This is a genomic window from Candidatus Pantoea soli (assembly GCF_007833795.1).
Lineage (GTDB): Bacteria > Pseudomonadota > Gammaproteobacteria > Enterobacterales > Enterobacteriaceae > Pantoea > Pantoea soli.
This window is the reverse complement of sequence record NZ_CP032702.1, coordinates 1,060,170-1,080,058: the sequence shown is the minus strand read 5'-3', so window position 1 is coordinate 1,080,058 and position 19,889 is coordinate 1,060,170. Positions and strand designations below refer to the sequence as shown.

The 19,889-nt window shown below is 59.2% G+C and carries 21 protein-coding genes and 1 tRNA gene; 11 read left to right on the top strand and 11 right to left on the bottom strand.

Translation table 11 applies throughout. The annotated features are described in order from the left end of the window. Nucleotides 1-152: 152 nt before the first annotated feature. Nucleotides 153-1,256, top strand: a complete 1,104-nt coding sequence (locus D8B20_RS04945) for an AI-2E family transporter (protein WP_145887682.1) — start codon at nt 153-155, stop codon at nt 1,254-1,256. Nucleotides 1,257-1,342: 86 nt separating this feature from the next. Here the strand turns inward: D8B20_RS04945 and D8B20_RS04940 are convergent, their stop codons facing one another. After that, nucleotides 1,343-1,615, bottom strand: coding sequence for a cupin domain-containing protein (locus tag D8B20_RS04940; protein ID WP_145887680.1), 273 nt, complete (start codon nt 1,613-1,615; stop codon nt 1,343-1,345). A 167-nt stretch (nt 1,616-1,782) separates the two neighbouring features. Between D8B20_RS04940 and D8B20_RS21540 the strand changes: the two genes are divergently transcribed. Next, the gene (locus tag D8B20_RS21540) at nt 1,783-1,956 is read left to right on the top strand and encodes a hypothetical protein (RefSeq protein ID WP_186454444.1); all 174 of its coding nucleotides are present in this window, start codon (nt 1,783-1,785) and stop codon (nt 1,954-1,956) included. Nucleotides 1,957-2,162: 206 nt separating this feature from the next. Here D8B20_RS21540 and D8B20_RS21535 read toward each other — a convergent pair whose 3' ends face one another. From D8B20_RS21535 to D8B20_RS04910, 7 genes are all read right to left on the bottom strand, one after another. Beyond that, nucleotides 2,163-2,300, bottom strand: a complete 138-nt coding sequence (locus tag D8B20_RS21535; protein WP_186454401.1) for a hypothetical protein — start codon at nt 2,298-2,300, stop codon at nt 2,163-2,165. 209 nt (nt 2,301-2,509) lie between these two features. Then, complete coding sequence (locus tag D8B20_RS04935) at nt 2,510-3,793, bottom strand: histidine-type phosphatase (protein WP_145887678.1); 1,284 nt, start codon at nt 3,791-3,793, stop codon at nt 2,510-2,512. Nucleotides 3,794-3,803: 10 nt separating this feature from the next. Continuing rightward, nucleotides 3,804-5,174 (bottom strand): MFS transporter, encoded by a 1,371-nt coding sequence (locus tag D8B20_RS04930; RefSeq protein ID WP_145890398.1) that lies wholly within the window; start codon nt 5,172-5,174, stop codon nt 3,804-3,806. 108 nt (nt 5,175-5,282) lie between these two features. Beyond that, complete coding sequence (locus D8B20_RS04925; RefSeq protein WP_145887676.1) at nt 5,283-6,089, bottom strand: inositol monophosphatase family protein; 807 nt, start codon at nt 6,087-6,089, stop codon at nt 5,283-5,285. A 130-nt stretch (nt 6,090-6,219) separates the two neighbouring features. Beyond that, nucleotides 6,220-7,218, bottom strand: coding sequence for a LacI family DNA-binding transcriptional regulator (locus D8B20_RS04920; RefSeq protein ID WP_370664119.1), 999 nt, complete (start codon nt 7,216-7,218; stop codon nt 6,220-6,222). A gap of 505 nt (nt 7,219-7,723) precedes the next feature. Next, nucleotides 7,724-7,800 (bottom strand) — tRNA-Arg (locus D8B20_RS04915). A gap of 94 nt (nt 7,801-7,894) precedes the next feature. Then, complete coding sequence (locus D8B20_RS04910; RefSeq protein ID WP_145890397.1) at nt 7,895-8,398, bottom strand: DUF1198 family protein; 504 nt, start codon at nt 8,396-8,398, stop codon at nt 7,895-7,897. A gap of 176 nt (nt 8,399-8,574) precedes the next feature. On the opposite strand from D8B20_RS04910, the gene folD reads away from it, so the two are divergent. Together folD and ybcJ are read left to right on the top strand one after the other, a co-directional pair. After that, nucleotides 8,575-9,441, top strand: a complete 867-nt coding sequence (folD, locus tag D8B20_RS04905; RefSeq protein ID WP_145887672.1) for a bifunctional methylenetetrahydrofolate dehydrogenase/methenyltetrahydrofolate cyclohydrolase FolD — start codon at nt 8,575-8,577, stop codon at nt 9,439-9,441. Continuing rightward, entirely contained in the window at nt 9,441-9,653 is a 213-nt protein-coding gene (gene ybcJ, locus D8B20_RS04900) for a ribosome-associated protein YbcJ (protein WP_145887670.1), read from the top strand. Before folD ends, ybcJ begins: the two co-directional genes overlap by 1 nt. Nucleotides 9,654-9,778: 125 nt before the next feature. Here the strand turns inward: ybcJ and cysS are convergent, their stop codons facing one another. Further along, nucleotides 9,779-11,164: a cysteine--tRNA ligase gene (cysS, locus tag D8B20_RS04895; RefSeq protein WP_145887668.1), complete on the bottom strand. Its 1,386-nt coding sequence runs from the start codon at nt 11,162-11,164 to the stop codon at nt 9,779-9,781. Nucleotides 11,165-11,380: 216 nt separating this feature from the next. Here cysS and ppiB point away from each other — a divergent pair, with 216 nt between their 5' ends. The 4 genes from ppiB to purK all read left to right on the top strand — a co-directional run bounded on the left by ppiB (nt 11,381) and on the right by purK (nt 14,294). Further along, the gene (gene ppiB, locus D8B20_RS04890; RefSeq protein ID WP_145887666.1) at nt 11,381-11,875 is read left to right on the top strand and encodes a peptidylprolyl isomerase B; all 495 of its coding nucleotides are present in this window, start codon (nt 11,381-11,383) and stop codon (nt 11,873-11,875) included. Then, entirely contained in the window at nt 11,875-12,591 is a 717-nt protein-coding gene (locus tag D8B20_RS04885; RefSeq protein WP_145887664.1) for a UDP-2,3-diacylglucosamine diphosphatase, read from the top strand. The genes ppiB and D8B20_RS04885 overlap by 1 nt, the downstream gene beginning before the upstream one ends. Before the next feature lie 132 nt (nt 12,592-12,723). After that, nucleotides 12,724-13,233 carry a 5-(carboxyamino)imidazole ribonucleotide mutase gene (purE, locus tag D8B20_RS04880; protein ID WP_145887662.1) on the top strand — a complete coding sequence of 170 codons (510 nt, stop codon included), beginning with the start codon at nt 12,724-12,726 and terminating at the stop codon, nt 13,231-13,233. Beyond that, a complete protein-coding gene (purK, locus tag D8B20_RS04875) occupies nt 13,230-14,294 on the top strand; it encodes a 5-(carboxyamino)imidazole ribonucleotide synthase (RefSeq protein WP_145887660.1) in 1,065 nt (354 codons plus the stop codon). The genes purE and purK overlap by 4 nt, the downstream gene beginning before the upstream one ends. A 120-nt stretch (nt 14,295-14,414) precedes the next feature. Here the strand turns inward: purK and ybbP are convergent, their stop codons facing one another. Further along, nucleotides 14,415-16,832 carry a putative ABC transporter permease subunit YbbP gene (gene ybbP / locus D8B20_RS04870; protein WP_145887658.1) on the bottom strand — a complete coding sequence of 806 codons (2,418 nt, stop codon included), beginning with the start codon at nt 16,830-16,832 and terminating at the stop codon, nt 14,415-14,417. Continuing rightward, the gene (gene ybbA / locus D8B20_RS04865; RefSeq protein ID WP_145887656.1) at nt 16,829-17,515 is read right to left on the bottom strand and encodes a putative ABC transporter ATP-binding protein YbbA; all 687 of its coding nucleotides are present in this window, start codon (nt 17,513-17,515) and stop codon (nt 16,829-16,831) included. Before ybbA ends, ybbP begins: the two co-directional genes overlap by 4 nt. Here ybbA and tesA point away from each other — a divergent pair. The 3 genes from tesA (at nt 17,483) to D8B20_RS04850 (ending at nt 19,851) form a co-directional block, all read left to right on the top strand. Next, nucleotides 17,483-18,112: a multifunctional acyl-CoA thioesterase I/protease I/lysophospholipase L1 gene (gene tesA, locus D8B20_RS04860; protein ID WP_261388063.1), complete on the top strand. Its 630-nt coding sequence runs from the start codon at nt 17,483-17,485 to the stop codon at nt 18,110-18,112. The two genes, ybbA and tesA, sit on opposite strands and share 33 nt — an antisense overlap. A 31-nt stretch (nt 18,113-18,143) precedes the next feature. After that, entirely contained in the window at nt 18,144-18,935 is a 792-nt protein-coding gene (locus D8B20_RS04855; RefSeq protein WP_145887653.1) for an SDR family oxidoreductase, read from the top strand. Between the two features lie 61 nt (nt 18,936-18,996). Beyond that, entirely contained in the window at nt 18,997-19,851 is an 855-nt protein-coding gene (locus D8B20_RS04850) for a thioredoxin family protein (protein ID WP_145887651.1), read from the top strand. The last annotated feature ends 38 nt before the right edge of the window (nt 19,852-19,889 follow it).

The window sequence follows — 19,889 nt, the reverse complement described above, 5'->3', positions numbered from 1 at the left end:
TTACGCCCTTCTGCCAGCGCGGATTGCGCCAACAGTCGGTCAAATCAGGCCATCCTTTCGCCCTCGTCCGGCGATGCCGGTGTGAAAAACATTACTTTCCCCGCCGGGCGTTCTATAGTTCATTCGCTACGTTTACCCTGCGAGGCTTTTGCATGCGTGTTAAAGGTTTAAATATTGGTTTCTTCATTGTTATCCTGGCGCTCGTTACGTTCGCTTTCTTCGATGTGCTGGCACCTTACTTCTCTCCCATTTTATGGGCGGCCATTCTGGCGGTGATCTTTGCCCCGCTGAAATCGCTGCTGCGCCGCAAGATGGGCGATCGCAACGGACTGGCGTCCTTTGTGACATTGCTGATTATCTGCCTGATTGTGTTCACCCCGCTGGCAATCATTACCTCTTCGCTGGTGGTGGAGATCAACACGGTCTACACCAAGCTGCAGAACAATTCGGCGCAGTTCCCGGCGGTATTTGCCAGCCTGCTGCAGCATCTACCGGGCTGGGCGCAGCGTTTCCTGGCCGATCACGATCTCAACAGCGCGACGCAAATTCAGCAGAAGCTCTCGGGTTTTGCGCTAAAAGGCGGCCAGTACATGGCGGGCAGCGTTTTCCTGATCGGTAAAGGCACCTTCACCTTTACCGTGGGCTTTGGCGTGATGCTTTATCTGCTGTTTTTCCTGCTGAAAGACGGTGCGTGGCTGGTCGGACTGATTCTGGAAGCCTTGCCGCTCTCTACCTATGTCAAACACCACCTGATGATGAAGTTCGCAGCAGTGTCACGCGCCACGGTGAAAGGCACCGTGGTGGTGGCAATCGTTCAGGGTATCCTCGGTGGCTTTGCCTTCTGGATCACCGACATAGACGGCAGTCTGCTGTGGGGGGCGCTGATGGCCTTCCTTTCACTGATCCCGGCGGTGGGTTCCGCTATCGTCTGGGTACCAGCAGCGATCTTCTTCTTTGCGACCGGTGCGCTGTGGAAGGGGTTGTTCCTGGTGGGCTTCTTTGTAGTGGTAGTCGGGCTGGTCGATAATATCCTGCGTCCGCTGTTAGTGGGTAAAGATACCAAAATGCCCGACTACATGATCCTGATCGCCACGCTGGGTGGCATGGAAGTGTACGGCATCAACGGCTTTGTCATTGGTCCGCTCATTGCTGCACTGTTTATTGCCTGCTGGAATCTGCTCTCCGGTCGCGATAACCGTGAGAATGCCGAAGAGATCGATGAAGAGTTTATCGAAGAAGGCAAAACCCGCGATTAGCGCGTTTAACAGCATGACTGCCGCCGGCAGTCATGCTGAGCACTCCCCTCACCTGCTCCGGTCGCTCCCGGTCACCTTCCTCTGATTCACGGCGCTTTGCGTCCGGCAAGGTACACCACGCCCTGCGGACCAAAGGCTTCCTCGTGCGCTTCGTTTGCAGGCAGATGAAAAACCTCACCGGCAGTGTATGTCACCGCGCCTGCCGCCGTTGTGATGGTGATGTCGCCTGCCACAATCAGCGCCATCGCCTCAAATGGATGGGCATGATGCGCCAGTCGGGTGTTGGGGTCACGTTGCACCCGCACTGGCGCGCTGAAAGCGCGTTGCGCCAGCTGCGCGCGAAATTGCTGTTCGGTCATCTCTGCTCGCTGATTTTCTGCTTTGTCCAGCCATCAGTGTAGTGGATGAAGGTAACACGACGCCCCAAAATGCGCCGTGTCCCGCCCGCATGGCCGCTGCGCAAGCCTGCCGGAAAAATAAGCTACGCTTTATGAGCAACGCTGGGTTGCAGAGCAAAGGGAAGCGAATGATGAAAACCTTACTGGCCGGTATGTTGATGATATCCAGCCTGATGACGCTGGCAGGCTGCCAGCAGCCGGAACGCCCGATTGGACCCGATGGTCGCCCGAATGTAGAAGCGCCGCCGCCGGTGCCAGGTGGCCCGATGAGCAAAGGCCCGGTGGGACAGCCGCAGGCCTGAGTTGTCGCCAGCTTTACACTTTTCGCTGTCAGGCTGGCACCGCCTCTTCGTAGCCGATCGCGCGCTGCGTCATTCACCCCCGCTTTCTGGCGGTGCGCGGGTGCGGTGGTGCAGGCACACCGCCGGATGCTGACTCCTGTCCTGCTTTTGTTAATTGATTTTATTTATATTTAAGCATGGCTGTATTTCCCTGGTGTTGCGCTCAGTTACTGATGCGGATACGGCCAGGCGTGATCCAGTCCGGTCGAGGATAAAATTCCCGTAACGGCCAGCCAGGCAATGACCAATGCAAAGACAACAACTGCCGATATTTCAATCGTTTTGATGAAATGACGTTTAGCCATAATATCCCTCCTCAGATTGGGTGTTTAGGGTGAATCAATCTGACAATAGGATGTTACCGGTAAAGTACAAGTGAAAATAACATCATGAAACATAAAGCCGGACTTATTAATTTTTTGCGTTACGAAAATAGCGGAACGACCTGTCAAGGCAACCAAAGACATCTCAGCCTGTTCAGGCAGCAGGCTTGATGCCCGCTGCCTGGGTTTACTCAGAAGGCTGGATAGGCAACGGGGGTGATCGCCCGACGGTCGAGGTTTTTGCTTAACGCTCGCACAGCAGACTGCATCGGACACAGCGTACCTGCCTCAGTCAGGCGGCAATCAGGCTGATGCCACTCTGCACGTAACAGCGGGTGGGTGTCATCCATGGCTTGCAGGCGGCGCAAATCGTCCAGGCTCTGCGCCTGAAAATAAACGTGCAGGAAGCGCTCACCACTCTTTTTATCACGCCAGCGTTCAAACACCAGGCTGCTGCCAGGCGGGATATTGCCGCGCGTATAGCCCGCCAGCGTCCAGCTGAAATCCATCAGCGTGCGGACCATAGCAATATTGGTGTCATGGGCCACCAGCAGCAACCAGCGCGTATCGGGCGTCGCGTGGCGGTTACCTGCGTCCTGCTGCACGCCTTCCAGCATGGCATTCAGCAGGATTGACCCGCGTTTCTGTGCGGTATACAGCACATCATTACCTAAATCGTAACTGGCCGTCAGCAAAGGCAATATGGCCGTGATCTGATCGGCGCGGGTGATGTTGCCCCATGCCAGCTGGCTGAGAGGTAAGTTTTCACTCCAGCCGAGCCGCAGCGTCTCCGCCATATTGGCCATTACGCTGAGTCCCTCAATCGAGACCTTGCCGTTTTTCCCCTGAATGATCTGCCATGGCGTCGTAAAAATCGAGCAGTCTGCGGCCGGATCGCAAACCGCCCGCTTCAGCGCATCCGCCGCAGGCTGCAGCGCACGCTGTCGCGCGGCCAGATCGCCGGCTTTTTGTTTTACCGCTGCGAGTTGCGTTGCAGGTTCGGTCATGGTCGCGGGGAAGGCATCAGTCTGGAACAGCGGATCGTCCTCCCCTGCGACGCGATGAATGGCGACCCCGCAACCGGGAAAGGCACCATCTGCCAGCGCCTGGGCTGTGGCGCGGGTGCGCTGCAGCGGGCTGGCACGGATATACACGTCCCCGGGCTGCGGGCAACCGGCGGTGAATAACCCCAGCTGGCGATAGTGTTCACCTTCCCAGCGCCCCTTATTGCTAACGGCGGCGTAGCCGTGCCCGGTTAGCTCGCCATCCTGCGTTGTCCAGCGCGCCCAGGGACGATGGGTTGCCGTTTCAATACTTGTGCGGTTTCCCGGCGTCGGCGGACGGATACCGTGACGGCTGAGTTCAACCACTTTTTCCAGCTGGTATTGCGCCTCTGCGTAGGCCTGTGTCAGGCCTGCCCAGAGCGCGCCGGCCAGCAACAGGCGCACAGCGGCCTGCTGTCTGAATCGCATCATAACGATGTCCTTATTGAGATAATGAAGATGAATGAAGCGCGCGGTGTGCGCTGGCATGACGTCTGGCCACCATCACCGCTGTAACAAAACACAATAACGCGGAAACCAGCCCCGCCGTCACCCAAAACAGGGAGAGCGTGTGAAAGTCGTAAACCTTTTTCCCCTCCTCCAGCACGGACGTTTTGTCGATGATGAGGCCGGTCAGGAATTCGCCAAAACCAGCACCGGCATAACTGACAATACCAATCGTGCCCAGCGCAGCACCGGCTGCCTTGCGTGACGAAATATCTACCGCCAGCAGTCCGCCAAGGAAGCAGGTCAGCGCCCCGATCGTTGCGCCGAACAGGATCATAGAGAAGATGTCGGTGTAGTAGCTGCGTGGCGTCCACAGCATCAGCGCAAAGCCCGCGGTGTTCAGCAGGCTGATAAAGCCTGCCATGATACTGCGATTGCGGGCGAAGAAGCGGTCAGAGAGCACCCCGGCCAGAAGGGTGCCGACAATACCGGCGATGGCATTGACGCCAATAATCGCCGAGGCTTCAACGGTGCTATACCCCTTCCCCTGCTGCAGAAAAAAGATCCCCCATGAATTGACGCCGTAGCGATCGATATACATAAAGGCGGAGGCCAGCGCCAGCGTCCAGAGTGCCGGATTGCGCAGCGCCAGCAGCTGGTTTTTCAGCACCGTGTTAGTTGCCTCCGCCTCCTCCATTGGTTCATGCGTGATGGCCTGAATGGAAGGGAAACCGCTGCTCTGCGGTGAGTCACGCATAAACAGCAGCATAATCACAACCCCCGCCGCGCCCAGGGCTGCAGTGGACAGATAGCCCATATGCCAGCCATAGCCGGCTATCACAGCGGCAATCACCATATAGGTCATGGCTTCACCGATATTGTGCGCGGTCGACCAGATAGCATAAAACGTTCCGCGCTCTGAGGTGCCATACCAGCGTGCCAGTGAAACGGCGCACGGGCCCACGCCCATGGATTGTGCCCAGCCGTTAATTCCCCAGAAGAGCGCCAGTAACATGGCGTTGGTGGTCATGCCCATCATCAGGTTCATGCCTGCGCTGAGCAGCAAACCCAAGCTCATAAAGCGCACCACGTTAGCGTGATCGGCCAGGAAGCCATTCACCAGCTTGCCGATGGCATAACTGAAAAACAGCGCGGAGCCAATCATGCCCAGCTCTGCCGGGGAAATGCCCAGCCCGACCAGGGCACTTTTTGCCACGGTAAAGGAGAGGCGGCAGACATAAAACGTCACATAGGCAAGCGTCATGGCGAGAAACGTTTGCCAGCGAACCACGCGAAAGCGCTGTTGATCAAACTCGCCAGCCTGCTTTGCCGGGCGTGCGCGGAAAAAACTGAGTAATCCAGACATCATCTTGTCTCCGACAGACGGAAGGACTGCTGATTGCTGAATGTCATCCCTGACGGCCAACCTGTTCCGTTATACAGACCACAGCATCAGTCGCCCGGCCCGTACATGTTAAGGTAACGGTTGTTTAACCCATTGTTTTAACTGTGGGTAAAGGTGTTTACTGGCGATCAGCACCGGATTACCGCGCGCGATACCCGCGTCTGCAAGATAGTCATTGGTGTGCCCTCCGGCTTCACGCATCAGCACAATGCCCGGCAAGGCATCCCAGGGATTCATGTGTGGCTCGTAGTAACCGATCAGCCGCCCGGCCGCCGCCCACGCGCTCATCAGCGCCCCTGAACCGTTGCGAACGAACATGCCGCCGTGCTGCAAAAGTGCGTCGAGAAAAGGCAGAAAATCCGCGGACGATACGCGATGCGAGGTTCCCACGCCCATAACGCCGGCTGCGACGGTGGCAGCCGCATGCGGTTGAAGCGCACCATTGTTAAGCCAGGCGCCGTGCCCTTTCAGCGCATGGAACAGCTCGTGGTGATTAGGGTCATACACCACGCCGATCACCGGTTCGCCGTCTGCAACAAGCGCCAGTGACACGCACCATGTGTGCAGGCCGTTGAGAAAGCAGCTGGTGCCATCAATGGGATCAACAACCCAGAGCATGCGCTTACCGGCGTCTGCGGAGCCGCTCTCTTCCCCTAAAAAACCATCCTCCGGAAAAGCGTCTGCGATACGTGCCCTGAAAAAGGATTCCACTTCACGATCGGCGACGCTGACCACGTCCTGTAAATCGCTTCCCTTATGGTCAGGCTGAAGCGTTTCCCGCTGCAGATAAAACGTATGGGCCAGCTTCCCGCCTGCCTCTGCAAGCGCGCAGGCAAAGCGGTAACGCGCTGAAAGTGAAGCAACTTCATTGCTCATCGTAACCTCTCCCGTGAAAATGCACACGTGTGCATTTTGCCGTTAAAAATAAGCCTCGCAGGGCAGAAAGGAGTGTGGCGGTAATGGAAGGATTAATCTGTGAACCTTACCACATAAAATTAATTTTCCATTATGCACTATCACGAACTATTAATTTCACAGGAACCGCACGATGGCGGGATGGCAGTGCGAAATCTGCGATACGCGTTACCAGCAAATCAACCGCATGCTGCGCCAGCGCATCGGTATCCTGCTGAATGGTGGTGAGATGATACGGGTCCCAGCTGGCCTGCGGGATATCATCAAACCCCGTAACGGCGGGCAGCGCAGAAGCGTTCCCTGCCGAACGTAAACCATCAAGGGCACCCAGCGCCAGCATATCTGTCGCGCATAACAACACCTGGCAGTGCATGAGTTGCGGGGAAGCCGCGCGCCCGGCGTGATAGCCGCCGCCGGCGATAAAACAGGGCTGAATAGTCAGATCCGGCCCCGCAGAGCACAAGGCCGCGTAGCGTTCACGGGTACTGAAATGATGCGGGTGCTCGCCGATAAAGCCGACCTGCTGCCAGCCGCGCTGCCGGCAATATTCCACCAGCATCTGCATACCCTGCTGATTATCGCTTGCCACCCGATCGCAGCCGGGGAGATCCGCATGGCGATTGATCAGCGTCACGGGGATTTTGCGTGCCAGATACTCTTCAGCCAGCGAAAGCGGAGGTGCGCCGGAGGTAATAATGACGCCGGCAACGTGATAACTCAGCAGCTGTTTGAGCGAGGGGGCCAGCTGTTCCGGATCGTCAGCGTTCATCAGCAGCGGCATAAAACCGTGCAGCGCCAGCTGATGCACCAGCGGAGAAAGCAATTTGCTGCGAAACGGGTTATCGAAACCGGCGGTCACAATACCAATAAAGTTACTGCTGCCGGTATTCATTGAGCGCGCGATGATGTTCACCTGGTAACCCAGCTGCTCCGCCGCCTGCATCACTTTTGCCCGCGTTTTCGCAGAGACCGAAGCGCCGGGGGTAAAGGTTCGCGATACCGCCGAACGCGATACCCCTGCAAGGCGTGCCACATCCTCCGCTTTTACCCAGCTTTTTCCGCTATCGCTCATGCATCCCTCACGCCACATTTTATCCGCACTGATTACACCGCCAAACCGCAGGCAAACGCCAGGTTTTCCGTTACAAAGTCGAAGGATGGCTTGCGGATAACGCACAAAACAGCGCCATGCTCAGGCGGCCAGTGCGGAAGTTAACGCTCCCGCCGAAGCGGCGTTGCGGGCTGGCTTGCAGCCGCAGCGCGCCAGCATGGTGGGCTTAACCCGTCAGGCGTTCATCGAGGCTGAGCTGTTGTCAGCACAGGGAGAGTGAATAATCCCGGAAAGCGCCGTTGTTGCGTATTTGCGCTTCGGCGACCGGGAACGCATTCGGGCAAGCGGATTTATTGAAACAGAAGCGCCTGCAGCAATGGCATCTGAGAGGTTATAAAATGGTACAGCGATATATTTACCTGGCGCCAATCCACTTAACCGAATATCTGTGACCACTTGAGGCGATTTTTGCAGCCGTGGCCCAAATTTGTCTCACGGGGAAAATTTGAAAGCGGAAGAAGATAGGTAAATGATTGATTTTGCTTGGCACGCCCTACAGGATTCGAACCTGTGACCTACGGCTTAGAAGGCCGGTGCTCTATCCAGCTGAGCTAAGGGCGCATAGAAGATGGTCGGATTATACGTTTGCAGGCTGGCGCGTCAACGTTTTTGCCGCTGCGCAGCGGCAGAGTGTTGAGGGAATGAGCAATTCTGCTTAATGACGCCGGCGCCACTCGCTCATCGACACCAGATTACTGACCTGTGCCGATTCTCCTTCCAGTTCAATCCCCTGCTGCGTAAAGCGCGCATTGTACTGCTCGCGCAGCGCATGCAGTTCCTGACTGTCCGGCTCCAGCTGGCGCAGAAATCCTAGTGCCAGCAGCAGCTGCTGACGTGATATCAACGCCGGAAAGCCAGCCTTGCTCAGAATGCCGTGCCAGCGCAGCGCATTCGCTTCGCTGTTGTCGACAATCAGCACCTGCCAGATCAGCAGCACCGCGGCGCCGTTGTGCAGATGGGTCTCATTGCCACCGCTCAGGTAATCGGTAAACTCTTTAGCCGCCTCTTTGCCCATCAGGGAAAGCAGGGATTCCACGTGCACCGGCGGCAGCCCCAGACGTTTGTTCAGCGCCTGCGCAGCATGGCGCGAACCGGCGGTCAGCAGCTGAAAACCCACAACAAATACTATCGCCAGCGTGGCGAGCATCAACCAAATCATCACGTCATCCACATCCTGTCCGGAAAGGCATAATACGCGCTAACGCGGCCCCGCGTCACGGCGAAAAAATCGGGAAACGCACCGCGCAGGCGAATCTGTGACTGACAGCCGCACGCGCTTCTGCCAGAATAGGCGCCATCCCCGATTTAACCCTCTACAGATGGATTTCCTCTCTGATGGCAGCAAAAATTATTGACGGTAAAACGATTGCGCAGCAGGTGCGCCTTGAGGTTGCGGAAAAAGTCCAGCAGCGCGTGGCGGCCGGTAAACGTGCGCCGGGTCTGGCTGTAGTTCTGGTCGGTGAAAACCCGGCTTCACAGATTTACGTCGCCAGCAAACGTCGCGCCTGTGATGAAGTGGGCTTTGTCTCACGCTCTTACGATCTGCCCGCCTCCACCAGCGAATCCGCGCTGCTGGCGCTGATTGATGAGCTGAATAACGATCGTGAAATCGACGGCATCCTGGTGCAGCTGCCGCTGCCGGCAGGCATTGATAATGTCAAAGTGCTGGAGCGTATCACGCCGGATAAAGACGTAGATGGCTTCCATCCGTACAACGTTGGCCGCCTGTGCCAGCGTGCGCCGAAACTGCGTCCGTGCACGCCGCGCGGCATCGTTACGCTGCTGGAGCGCTACAACATCGACACTTACGGCCTTAACGCCGTGGTCGTCGGTGCCTCCAACATTGTCGGGCGTCCGATGAGCATGGAACTGCTGCTGGCCGGTTGCACCACCACCGTGACGCACCGCTTTACCAAAGATCTGCGCCATCACGTTGAGCACGCCGATCTGCTGGTGGTGGCGGTGGGCAAGCCTGGCTTTATCCCGGGCGACTGGATCAAGCCAGGTGCGATCGTCATTGATGTCGGCATCAACCGGCTGGAAAGCGGTAAAGTGGTCGGCGACGTGGACTTTGACGCGGCGGCTGAGCGCGCAGCCTATATCACGCCGGTTCCGGGCGGTGTCGGCCCGATGACGGTTGCCACGCTGATTCAAAACACGCTGCTGGCCTGTGAGCACTACCACGATACGGAGGAAGCGTAATGGCGAGTTTCTCTCTGGGCAAACATGCGCACGTTGATCTGTGCGATCTGCTGAAGCTGGAAGGCTGGGTCGAGAGCGGTGCGCAGGCCAAAGCGGTGATCGATGAAGGTGAAGTGCGGGTGGACGGCGCAATTGAAACGCGCAAACGCTGCAAAATCTATCCGGGTCAGACAGTGGAGTTTGCCGGTCAGCGCGTGACGGTAGTTGCCTGACGTAAAAGGCACCTGACTTGTTTGTCGCGGTGCTACGCGCAGCAGGTTAATCACCGCTGACAAAGCCCATCAGGTTGGGCTTAACCGGTCATAAAAAAGGGCGAACATCATGTTCGCCCTTGTTGTTACTTACGACGCCAGGTCGAGCCCTGCGGGCCATCTTCCACAATGACGCCCAGTTCGTTCAGCTTGTCACGCGCGATATCTGCCTGCGCCCAGTCTTTCGCGGCGCGCGCATCGGCACGGGTTTTCACCCAGTGCTCAATCTCCGCCACTTCATCGTCGTTCACCTGCGCGCCGCTTTGCAGGAACAGCTCCGGATCCTGCTGCAGGATGCCCAGCACATCCGCCAGCTGGCGCAGCTTCGCCGCCAGCGCATCTGCTGCGGTTTTGTCTTCGCTTTTCAGGCGATTCACTTCACGCGCCATATCGAAGAACACCGAATAGGCCTCCGGCGTGTTGAAGTCATCTTCCATCGCGGCGCGGAAGCGCGCCTCAAACTCTTCGCCCCCTGCCGGCGTCGCGCTGGCATCGGTATGACGCAGCGCAGTGTAGAGACGTTCCAGCGCCGCGCGCGCCTGGTTCAGGTTATCTTCGCCGTAGTTTAGCTGGCTGCGATAGTGACCGGACATCAGGAAGTAGCGCACGGTTTCTGCATCATAGTGCTGCAGAACGTCGCGCACCGTAAAGAAGTTGCCCAGTGATTTGGACATCTTCTCGCGATCCACCATCACCATGCCGGAGTGCATCCAGTAATTCACATACGGGCCGTCGTGGGCACAGGTAGACTGCGCCACTTCGTTTTCGTGATGCGGGAACATCAGATCCGAACCGCCGCCGTGAATGTCGAAGTGCGTGCCCAGCTGTTTGCCATTCATCGCTGAACACTCAATGTGCCAGCCCGGACGCCCCATGCCCCACGGCGATTGCCACGCCGGTTCACCCGCTTTGGACATCTTCCACAGCACAAAGTCCATGGGGTTGCGCTTCACTTCTGCCACTTCCACGCGTGCGCCAGCCTGCAGCTGCTCCAGATCCTGACGTGACAGCACGCCATAGGTTTTGTCGCTCATCACATCAAACATGACATCGCCGTTATCCGCCACGTACGCGTGGCCGCGTTCCAGCAGACGCCCCACCAGTTCAATGATCTCATCAATATGGCGGGTAGCGCGCGGTTCCAGATCCGGCGGCAGAATCCCCAGCGCAGCGAAATCCTTATGCATTTCGGCGATCATGCGGTTAGTCAGGGTTTCGATGGTTTCGCCGTTTTCATTGGCACGCCGGATGATTTTGTCATCAATATCGGTGATATTACGCACGTATTTCAGCTTATAACCCGCATAGCGCAGATAGCGCGCCACCACGTCAAATGCCACAAAGGTCCGCCCGTGGCCGATATGACAGAGGTCGTAAACCGTGATTCCGCACACGTACATCCCGATTTCACCGGCATGGATGGGTTTAAATTCCTCTTTCTGTCGACTCAGGGTGTTATAGATCTTAAGCATTGAACAGTTCCGTTTTTTCGTGTGCGGGAGACGCCTTCTTTTACAGCCGGATATTGTGCCGTATTTTTCCGACTTGTGCATCGCTGCGATAGCAACTGCCGCTGGCTTACTGACGCGTTATTGGAAATTGTGATATAAGAAGCGTCTACAAAAATGCCCCGCCGCTGAGCTGGCGCGGCAGTTGACACTGACGACAACCTCCACAGGACGAATATAATGGTCACTTTCCAGACGAACCATGGCGATATCGTAATCAAAACTTTCGATGACAAAGCGCCGGCAACCGTGCAGAACTTCCTGGATTACTGCCGTGAAGGTTTCTACGACAACACCATTTTCCACCGTGTAATCAACGGCTTTATGATTCAGGGCGGCGGTTTTGAGCCAGGCATGAAGCAGAAAGCCACCAAAGCTGACATCCGCAACGAAGCGAACAACGGCCTGAAAAACACCAAAGGCACGCTGGCGATGGCACGTACCCAGGCACCCCATTCTGCTACGGCACAGTTTTTCATCAACGTGGCCGACAACGACTTCCTCAACTTCCGCGACGAAAGCCTGCAGGGCTGGGGTTACTGCGTGTTTGCTGAAGTCGTCGAAGGCATGGATGTGGTTGAGAAAATCAAAGCGGTGAAAACCGGCCGCAGCGGCATGCACCAGGACGTGCCGGTTGAAGACGTGATCATTCAGAAAGTGACCGTCAGCGAGTAATGTCGCGCACGCTGTTTATCGCAGATTTACATCTGTGTCAGGAAGAACCGGCAATCACTGCCGGTTTTCTGCATTTTCTGCAGGGTGAAGCGCAACAGTGCGACGCGCTTTACATCCTTGGCGATCTGTTTGAAGCCTGGATCGGCGACGACGATCCAAACCCGCTGCATCAGCAGATTGCCGCCGCCCTGCATGCCCTGCCGGTGCCGACCTATTTTATTCATGGCAATCGTGATTTCCTGCTGGGCAAACGCTTCGCGCGCGCCAGCGGCATGACGCTGCTGCCGGAAGAGCAGGTTCTGACATGCTATGGCCAGCGGGTGCTGATTATGCATGGCGATACGCTGTGCACCGACGACGCCGGCTATCAACGCTTCCGCGCGAAAGTGCATCAGCGCTGGCTGCAGCGCCTGTTTCTTGCCCTGCCGTTACGCCTGCGGATGCGCATTGCCGCACGCATGCGCGCTGACAGCAAACAGGCCAATCAGCATAAATCGCTGGCCATCATGGATGTGAACGCGCAGGCGGTGAGCGAGGCGATGGCGCGTCATCAGACGCCGCTGTTGATTCATGGGCATACGCATCGTCCGGCCATCCATCAGTTTGATCTGCAGGGTACGCCTGCGCAGCGCGCGGTGCTGGGTGCGTGGCACGAAAAGGGCTCGATGATTCAGCTGGATGCCACCGGCGTCCGCCTGATCGAATTTCCGTTCTGAGGAAACGGGCGTGAATGCCCGTTTTCTGCCCGCGCAACCGTTTTCCTTGCTGTCATCTCATGCTATTCTCTGTGCCCTTCTTTACCTGCCCGCCCGGCCAGGTTCGATTGACTATTCACAGGAGTTGACCGCATGTCATCCAACGCCACCCCGGCCCGTATCGCTATCGTCATGGGTTCCAGAAGTGACTGGGCAACCATGCAGTTCGCCGAGGAGATCCTGACCAGCCTGGATGTTCCGTTCCACGTCGAAGTGGTCTCTGCACACCGTACCCCCGATAAGCTGTTCCACTTTGCGGAAACCGCCGCCGACAACGGCTTTCAGGTGATTATCGCCGGGGCTGGCGGTGCCGCGCACCTGCCGGGCATGCTGGCGGCCAAAACCCTGGTGCCGGTGCTGGGTGTACCGGTACAGAGCGCGGCCCTGAGCGGCGTGGATAGCCTCTACTCGATTGTGCAGATGCCGCGCGGCATTCCGGTTGGCACGCTGGCTATCGGTAAAGCCGGTGCCGCCAATGCCGCACTGCTGGCTGCGCAAATTCTGGCAATTCACGATAGCGGCCTCGCCGCACGTCTCGCCAGCTGGCGCCAGGCGCAGACCGATGAAGTGCTGGAAAACCCGGACCCGCGGGGTAACGTATGAAGCCGGTTTGCGTATTAGGCAACGGCCAGCTGGGCCGCATGCTGCGTCAGGCGGGTGAGCCGCTGGGCATTAAGGTCTATCCGGTCGGGCTGGATGCCGAACCGGCTGCACTGCCGATCGCGCAGAGTGTCATCACCGCTGAAATTGAGCGCTGGCCGGAAACCGCGCTGACGCGCGAACTGGCGCGCCATCCGGCGTTTGTGAATCGCGATATTTTTCCGCGTCTGGCAGATCGTCTGACGCAGAAACAGCTGCTGGATCAGCTGGGGCTGGCTACCGCGCCGTGGCAGCTGCTGGCAGACCGCAGCGAGTGGCCGCAGGTCTTCAGCCGCCTCGGTGCGCTGGCCATCGTGAAGCGCCGCACCGGCGGCTACGATGGACGCGGCCAGTGGCGTTTACGGGCGGACGACACTGCCAGCCTGCCCGCGGAGTGCTACGGTGAATGCATTGTTGAGCAGGGTATCAACTTCAGCGGTGAAGTCTCGCTGGTTGGCGCACGCGGCGAGGATGGCAGCACGGTGTTCTATCCGCTGACGCACAATCTGCATGAAGAGGGCATTCTGCGCACCAGCGTGGCCTTCCCGCAGGCTGATGCCGCTCAGCAGCAGCAGGCAGAAGCGATGCTCAGCGCTATCATGCATGCGCTGAACTACGTCGGCGTAATGGCGATGGAGTGTTTTGTCACGCCGGAAGGGCTGTTAATCAACGAACTGGCACCGCGCGTGCATAACAGCGGCCACTGGACGCAGAATGGCGCATCAGTCAGCCAGTTCGAACTGCATTTACGCGCAGTGCTCGGTCTGCCGCTGCCGCAGCCGGTGGTGTTTGCGCCGTCAGTAATGGTGAACCTGATAGGCACCGAGGTCAACCTGGCGTGGCTGCAGCAGCCGCTGGTCCACCTGCACTGGTATGACAAAGCGGTACGTGCCGGACGTAAAGTGGGCCACCTGAACCTTACCGACAGCGATTCATCCCGCCTCGCCGACGCGCTAAACGCGCTGGTGCCGCTGCTGCCGCCGGCCTATGCCTCCGGCATTGCCTGGGCTGTCGCAAAGTTATAATGCCAGCGCGTTGCCGCTGAGACCGCCCTCTCCTGCCCGGAGAGGACGCGGTGAAATCATCCGGGCCTGCAGTAACGCAGGCCGGAATCTGCTGCCGCTTCACCTGCGGCATACCGGGCCTCAGGGCGCTTCAAAGCGCCGGAACAGCGCCTTGCCCTGCAGCAACCGCACGCCCAGCCAGCCCCCGCACAGTGAGAGCAGCAGCGCGCCACACAGCGGCAGAGCCAGCCACAGCGTCCAGTCGGGTTGCCACGGGAAATCAAAAATTTTCCGCTGCAGCCCCCACAGTGCCGCCTCTGCGCCCAGTGCCGCCGCCACGCCGGCAACCACACCGAGCAGCGCAAATTCACACCATAAGGTGCCGCGCAGCAGGCGTTTACTGGCACCCAGCGTGCGATAAACCACCAGCTCCTGGCGTCGCTGACGCATGCCAACCTGAATCTGCGCCATAAGCAGCAGCACGCCACAGACGGTGACCAGTATTACCATGATTTCCAGCGCCCGGCTTACCTGCGTCAGCACCTGGCCGATCTGTTTCAGCATGCTGCCAACGTCCAGCAGGCTCAGGGTCGGAAACGCCCGGTTCAGCTGCGCCAGCAGCGCCGGATTGTTTGCCATGCGAAAACTGGTCAGCCAGGTTTGTGGCTGCTCGTCCAGCGCGCCGGGCGGAAAAATAAAGAAGAAGTTTGGCCGCAGGCTCTCCCAGTCCACTTTACGTAAGCTGCTAATGCGGGCGCTGAACTGAAGGGTATCACCGCTGAAAGTCAGCGTGTCCCCCAGCTTCACGCCGAGACGATCGGCCAGTTCCACTTCCATCGATACCTCCCCGGCGGCAGGTGGCCAGCTGCCCGCCACCAGCGGATTGTGATCCGGCCTGGCGGCCTGCCAGGTCAGATTCAGCTCGCGGTTCAGCGCGTTATCCAGTCCGGGATCGGCTTCTTTACCATTCAGTTCGGTAAGGCGCGCCCGCACGATGGGGTAGAACGTTTCCGCTTTCACCTGGTGCTGTGCCAGAAAGTCACGCACCTGCGGTACCTGCTGCTGCGTCAGGTTAAGCAAAAAATAGTTGGGCGCATTGGCCGGTAACTGCTGCTGCCAGCGATCCAGCAGATCGCCGCGCATCACCAGCAGCAGCGCCAGCAGCATAAAAGAGAGCGAAAACGCCGCCAGCTGGCTGAGCGTCATCACCGGCTGGCGCAGCAGACGGTTGATGGCCAGCCGCAGCGCCAGATTGCGCACCACCAGCCGGCGCAGCAGCAGCAGCGTGCCCCAGCCAAGCAGCGCCAGCAGCAGCGCCAGCATCACCACGCCGGCCAGCAGCGCCCACAACATTTTACTGCCGCCCATCAGCAGCGCCAGCAACGCGATCACCACCAGCGCAACGGCGGGCAGATAGAATCGCAGCGGCCAGACGCGCGCCACGGCATCGCGGCGCAAAACGCGCAGCGGCTGGGTTGCCATCAGCAGCCGGTAAGGCCGCAGGCCCACCAGCAGGGAGATCACCAGCATGGCTGCCATCGCCCACAGCCACGGCCAGCCGCTGGCCGCCGGTAACGTCGCCGGCAGCACCGGTTTCAGCATCACCAGCAGCGCCCATTCAATGCCCTGCCCCAGCACGCCACCCGCCAGCGCCGCCAGCAGCAGCACCGCCAGCCACTGTCCAATGATCAGCCGCTGCAGCGCCCGGCGCGTCGCCCCCAGCGTTTTCAGCACCGCCACCAGATCGTACCGGCTGCGACAGTAGTGACTCATCGCCACCGCCACGGCGGCAATCGCCAGCATCAGCGTCAGCAGCGCTGACAGCAGCAGAAACTGCCGGGCGCGCTGCATAGAACGGCCCAGCGCATCTTCTGTGTTCCCGGTGCTGATCCAGCGCTCGCCGGCGCTCAGCTGCGGCTGGATCCAGCGGTCATAGCGCGCCAGCGGTGCGGGGTCGCCGGCAAATTTGTAGCGCCAGCTGAGACGACTGCCCGGCTGCACCGCCCCGGTTTTCGCCACGTCCGCAAGGTTCATCAGCAGGCGCGGCGCAGTCTGAAAGGGATTAAAACCGCTATCCGGCTCCTGAATCAGCTCACCGGCAATGCGGAAGGTCGCATCACCGACGTCGAGCGTGTCTCCCGGCTTCAGGTTCAGCAGCGCCAGCAGGCGCGGCGCCGCCAGCACCGTGCCTGCAGCGGGCCGCAGGCCGGGCGGATTGGTCTGCAGCGTACCCGCCATTGGATAGGCATCATCCACCGCTTTCACATCTGCCAGCTGCGGCGTCTCCTGCGCAAAGGTCATGGTCATAAAGCTCAGCTGGGTGCTGATTGTCAGCCCGGTCTCACGCGCTTTATTCAGCCAGGCTTCCGGCACCGCTTTACTGCTGCGCAGCGTGCGGTCACCGGCCATGAAATCACGGCTCTGCTGGCTCAATCCCTTTTCCATGCGATCGCTGATCGAACCCAGCGCCAGTACGCAGGCCACGGCCAGCGTCAGCGCCAGCCAGACAATCAGCAGCGAGGGCGAGCGCCACTCGCGCCAGAACCAGCGCCAGATCATGCCACCTCCCACAATTTGCCATCGCGCAGCCGCAGCCGCCGGTCGCAGCGCGCGGCCAGCTGCTCATCGTGGGTAACCAGAATCAGCGTAGTGGCAAAGTCGCGGTTCAGGGAGAACAGCAGATCGGCAATGCGCTCACCGGTCTGGCGATCCAGATTGCCGGTGGGTTCATCCGCAAACAGCAGCCCCGGCCGGCCGCTGAAGGCGCGCGCCAGCGCCACGCGCTGCTGTTCACCACCCGAGAGCTGGGCGGGCAGATGGTGCAGACGCGCCTGCAGACCCAGCTGAGTTAACAACGCCACCGCCTGCGCGCGGCTGTCGCGGTCGCTGTCACCGCGCAACAGCGCGGGCAGCTGCACGTTCTCCAGCGCATTCAGCGTCGGTACCAGCATAAAAGACTGAAAGACAAAACCCACGTCGCGCGCACGCAACGCCGCGCGCTGCTCCTCATTCATACGGTGCAGCGGCTGCCCCAGCAGATGCACTTCGCCACTGCTGCCATCGTCCAGTCCGGCAAGGATGCCCAGCAGCGTGGATTTGCCGGATCCGGATTCGCCAATCAGCGCGAGCGTTTCCGCTGGTTTGACAACCAGCTCAACTCCGGTAAGGATGGTCAGCTGATGCTCTCCCTGACCGACGGACTTAGTAAGATGATGAACCGCAACAATGTTTTCCGCTGGCATTATCCCTTCCTGTTGTTAGTGCTTTTGCTGGTATCGCGGGTGGTTAGCGCTGCCGATACCCTGCTGGTGCTGGGCGACAGCCTGAGCGCCGGTTATCGCATGTCCGCCAGCGCCGCCTGGCCCAGCCTGCTGGACAAAACCTGGCAACAGCAGCCGCGTGTGATTAACGCCAGTATCAGCGGAGACACCGCCGGACAAGGCCTGGCGCGATTGCCGGCGCTGTTAAAACAGCACCAGCCGCGCTGGGTATTGATCGAACTGGGCGGCAATGACGGCCTGCGCGGGTTTCCGCCGGCTGACATTGCCCGCGATTTGAGCAGGGTAATCGAACAGGTGAAAGCCGCTGATGCGCAGCCGCTGCTGATGCAGATTCGCCTGCCGGCTAATTATGGCCGACGTTACACCGAGGCGTTCAGTGCGATCTATCCGCAGCTGGCGCAGCAGTACGCGCTTCCCCTGATACCGTTTTTTATGGAGCAGGTCTACCTGAAGCCGGAGTGGATGCAGCAGGACGGTATTCACCCTAATCCGGCGGCCCAGCCGTTTATCGCTAAGATCATGGCAGAAACGCTGGCTCCGCTAGTAAAGCAGAATTAACGCAGGCGCGTGATTTTTCACAGGTAAAGAAATGCAAAAACGAATTTTAATTACCGGCTGTTCCAGCGGCATTGGCCTGGCGGCCGCGCACGATTTGCAGGCGCGCGGCTATCATGTGCTGGCGGCCTGTCGTCGCCCTGACGATGTGGCGCGCATGGAGACGCTGGGTTTTACCGGTATTGCGCTGGATCTGGACGACCCGGCCAGCGTGGACGCCGCCGCCGAAAAGGTGATCGCCCTGACCGGCAATTGCCTGCACGGCCTGTTTAACAACGGCGGTTACGGCCAGTACGGCCCGCTGAGCAGCGTTTCCCGCCAGCAGCTGGAGCGGCAGTTTTCCACTAATCTGTTCGGCACGCACCAGCTCACGCTGCGCCTGCTGCCGGCGCTGCAGAACAGCGGCGATGGTCGCATCATTAATACCAGCTCAGTGCTGGGGCTGATTGCCACCCCGGGCCGCGGCGCTTATGCGGCCAGCAAATGGGCGCTGGAAGCCTGGAGTGATGCCCTGCGCATGGAGGTGCGGGAAAGCGGCGTGCGCGTCAGCCTGATTGAGCCTGGCCCGATTTCCACCCGGTTTACCGATAACGTGCACCAGGGCGAGCAGGATAAACCGGTGCGCAATCCAGGGATCGCCGCACGCTTTACCCTGCCGCCGGAAGCGATTCTGCCCAAACTGCGCCACGCGCTGGAGAGTCGTCATCCGCGCCTGCGCTATCCGGTCACGCTGGTTGCCTGGGTAATGAGCGTGCTGAAACGGCTGCTGCCGGGCTGGATGCTGGATCGCATTTTGCGCAGCAAGCCGGATGCAACGCCGAATTGAACTTGAAGCCGGGGCGTTTGCCCCCATATCCTCAACACACTTTCTGCCAAGAGACGTATTCATGTCACACGCTTTGATTATCGACATCAACGAATCCAACCTGCAGCAGACGCTGGAGCAGTCCATGCAGCTGCCGGTGCTGTTCTACTTCTGGTCAGAGCGCAGCCAGCACTGCCAGCAGCTGACGCCGGTGCTGGAGCGGCTGGCGCAGGAGTATGCCGGTCAGTTCATCCTGGCGAAGCTCGATTGTGATAAAGAGCAGATGGTGGCGTCGCAGTTTGGCCTGCGCGCCCTTCCTACGGTCTATCTGTTCCAGAATGGCCAGCCGGTTGACGGTTTCCAGGGGCCGCAGCCTGAAGAGGCTATCCGCGCGCTGCTGGAGAAAGTGCTGCCGCGTGAAGAAGAGCTGAAAGCACAGCAGGCAATGGCGCTGATGCAGGAAGGCAAACATCTGGAGGCGCTGCCGCTGCTGAAAGAGGCCTGGCAGCTGAGCCAGCAAAACAGCGAGATGGGCTTCCTGCTGGCTGAAGCGCTGATCGCGCTGAACCGCAGCGACGAAGCAGAAGCCGTGCTCGCCGTGGTGCCACTGCAGGACCAGGATACGCGCTACCAGAGCCTGATGGCGCAGATCGATCTGCTGAAGCAGGCCGCAGATACGCCGGAAATTCAGCTGCTGCAGGAGCAGCTGGCAAGCGAACCGGCGAATGCCGGGCTGGCTGCTAAACTTGCGTTACAGCTGCATCAGGTGGGCCGCAATGAAGAAGCGCTGGCGCTGCTGTTCGGCTTTCTGAAGAGCGATCTCAGCGCAGGCGAAGGCGAAGTCCGTAAAATGTTCCAGGAGATCCTGGCGGCGCTTGGCACTGGCGATGCGCTCGCCTCCCGCTATCGTCGTCAGCTCTATTCGCTGCTGTACTGATCGGCACCGTGCGTGCAACGGGCCGAACGACTCGGCCC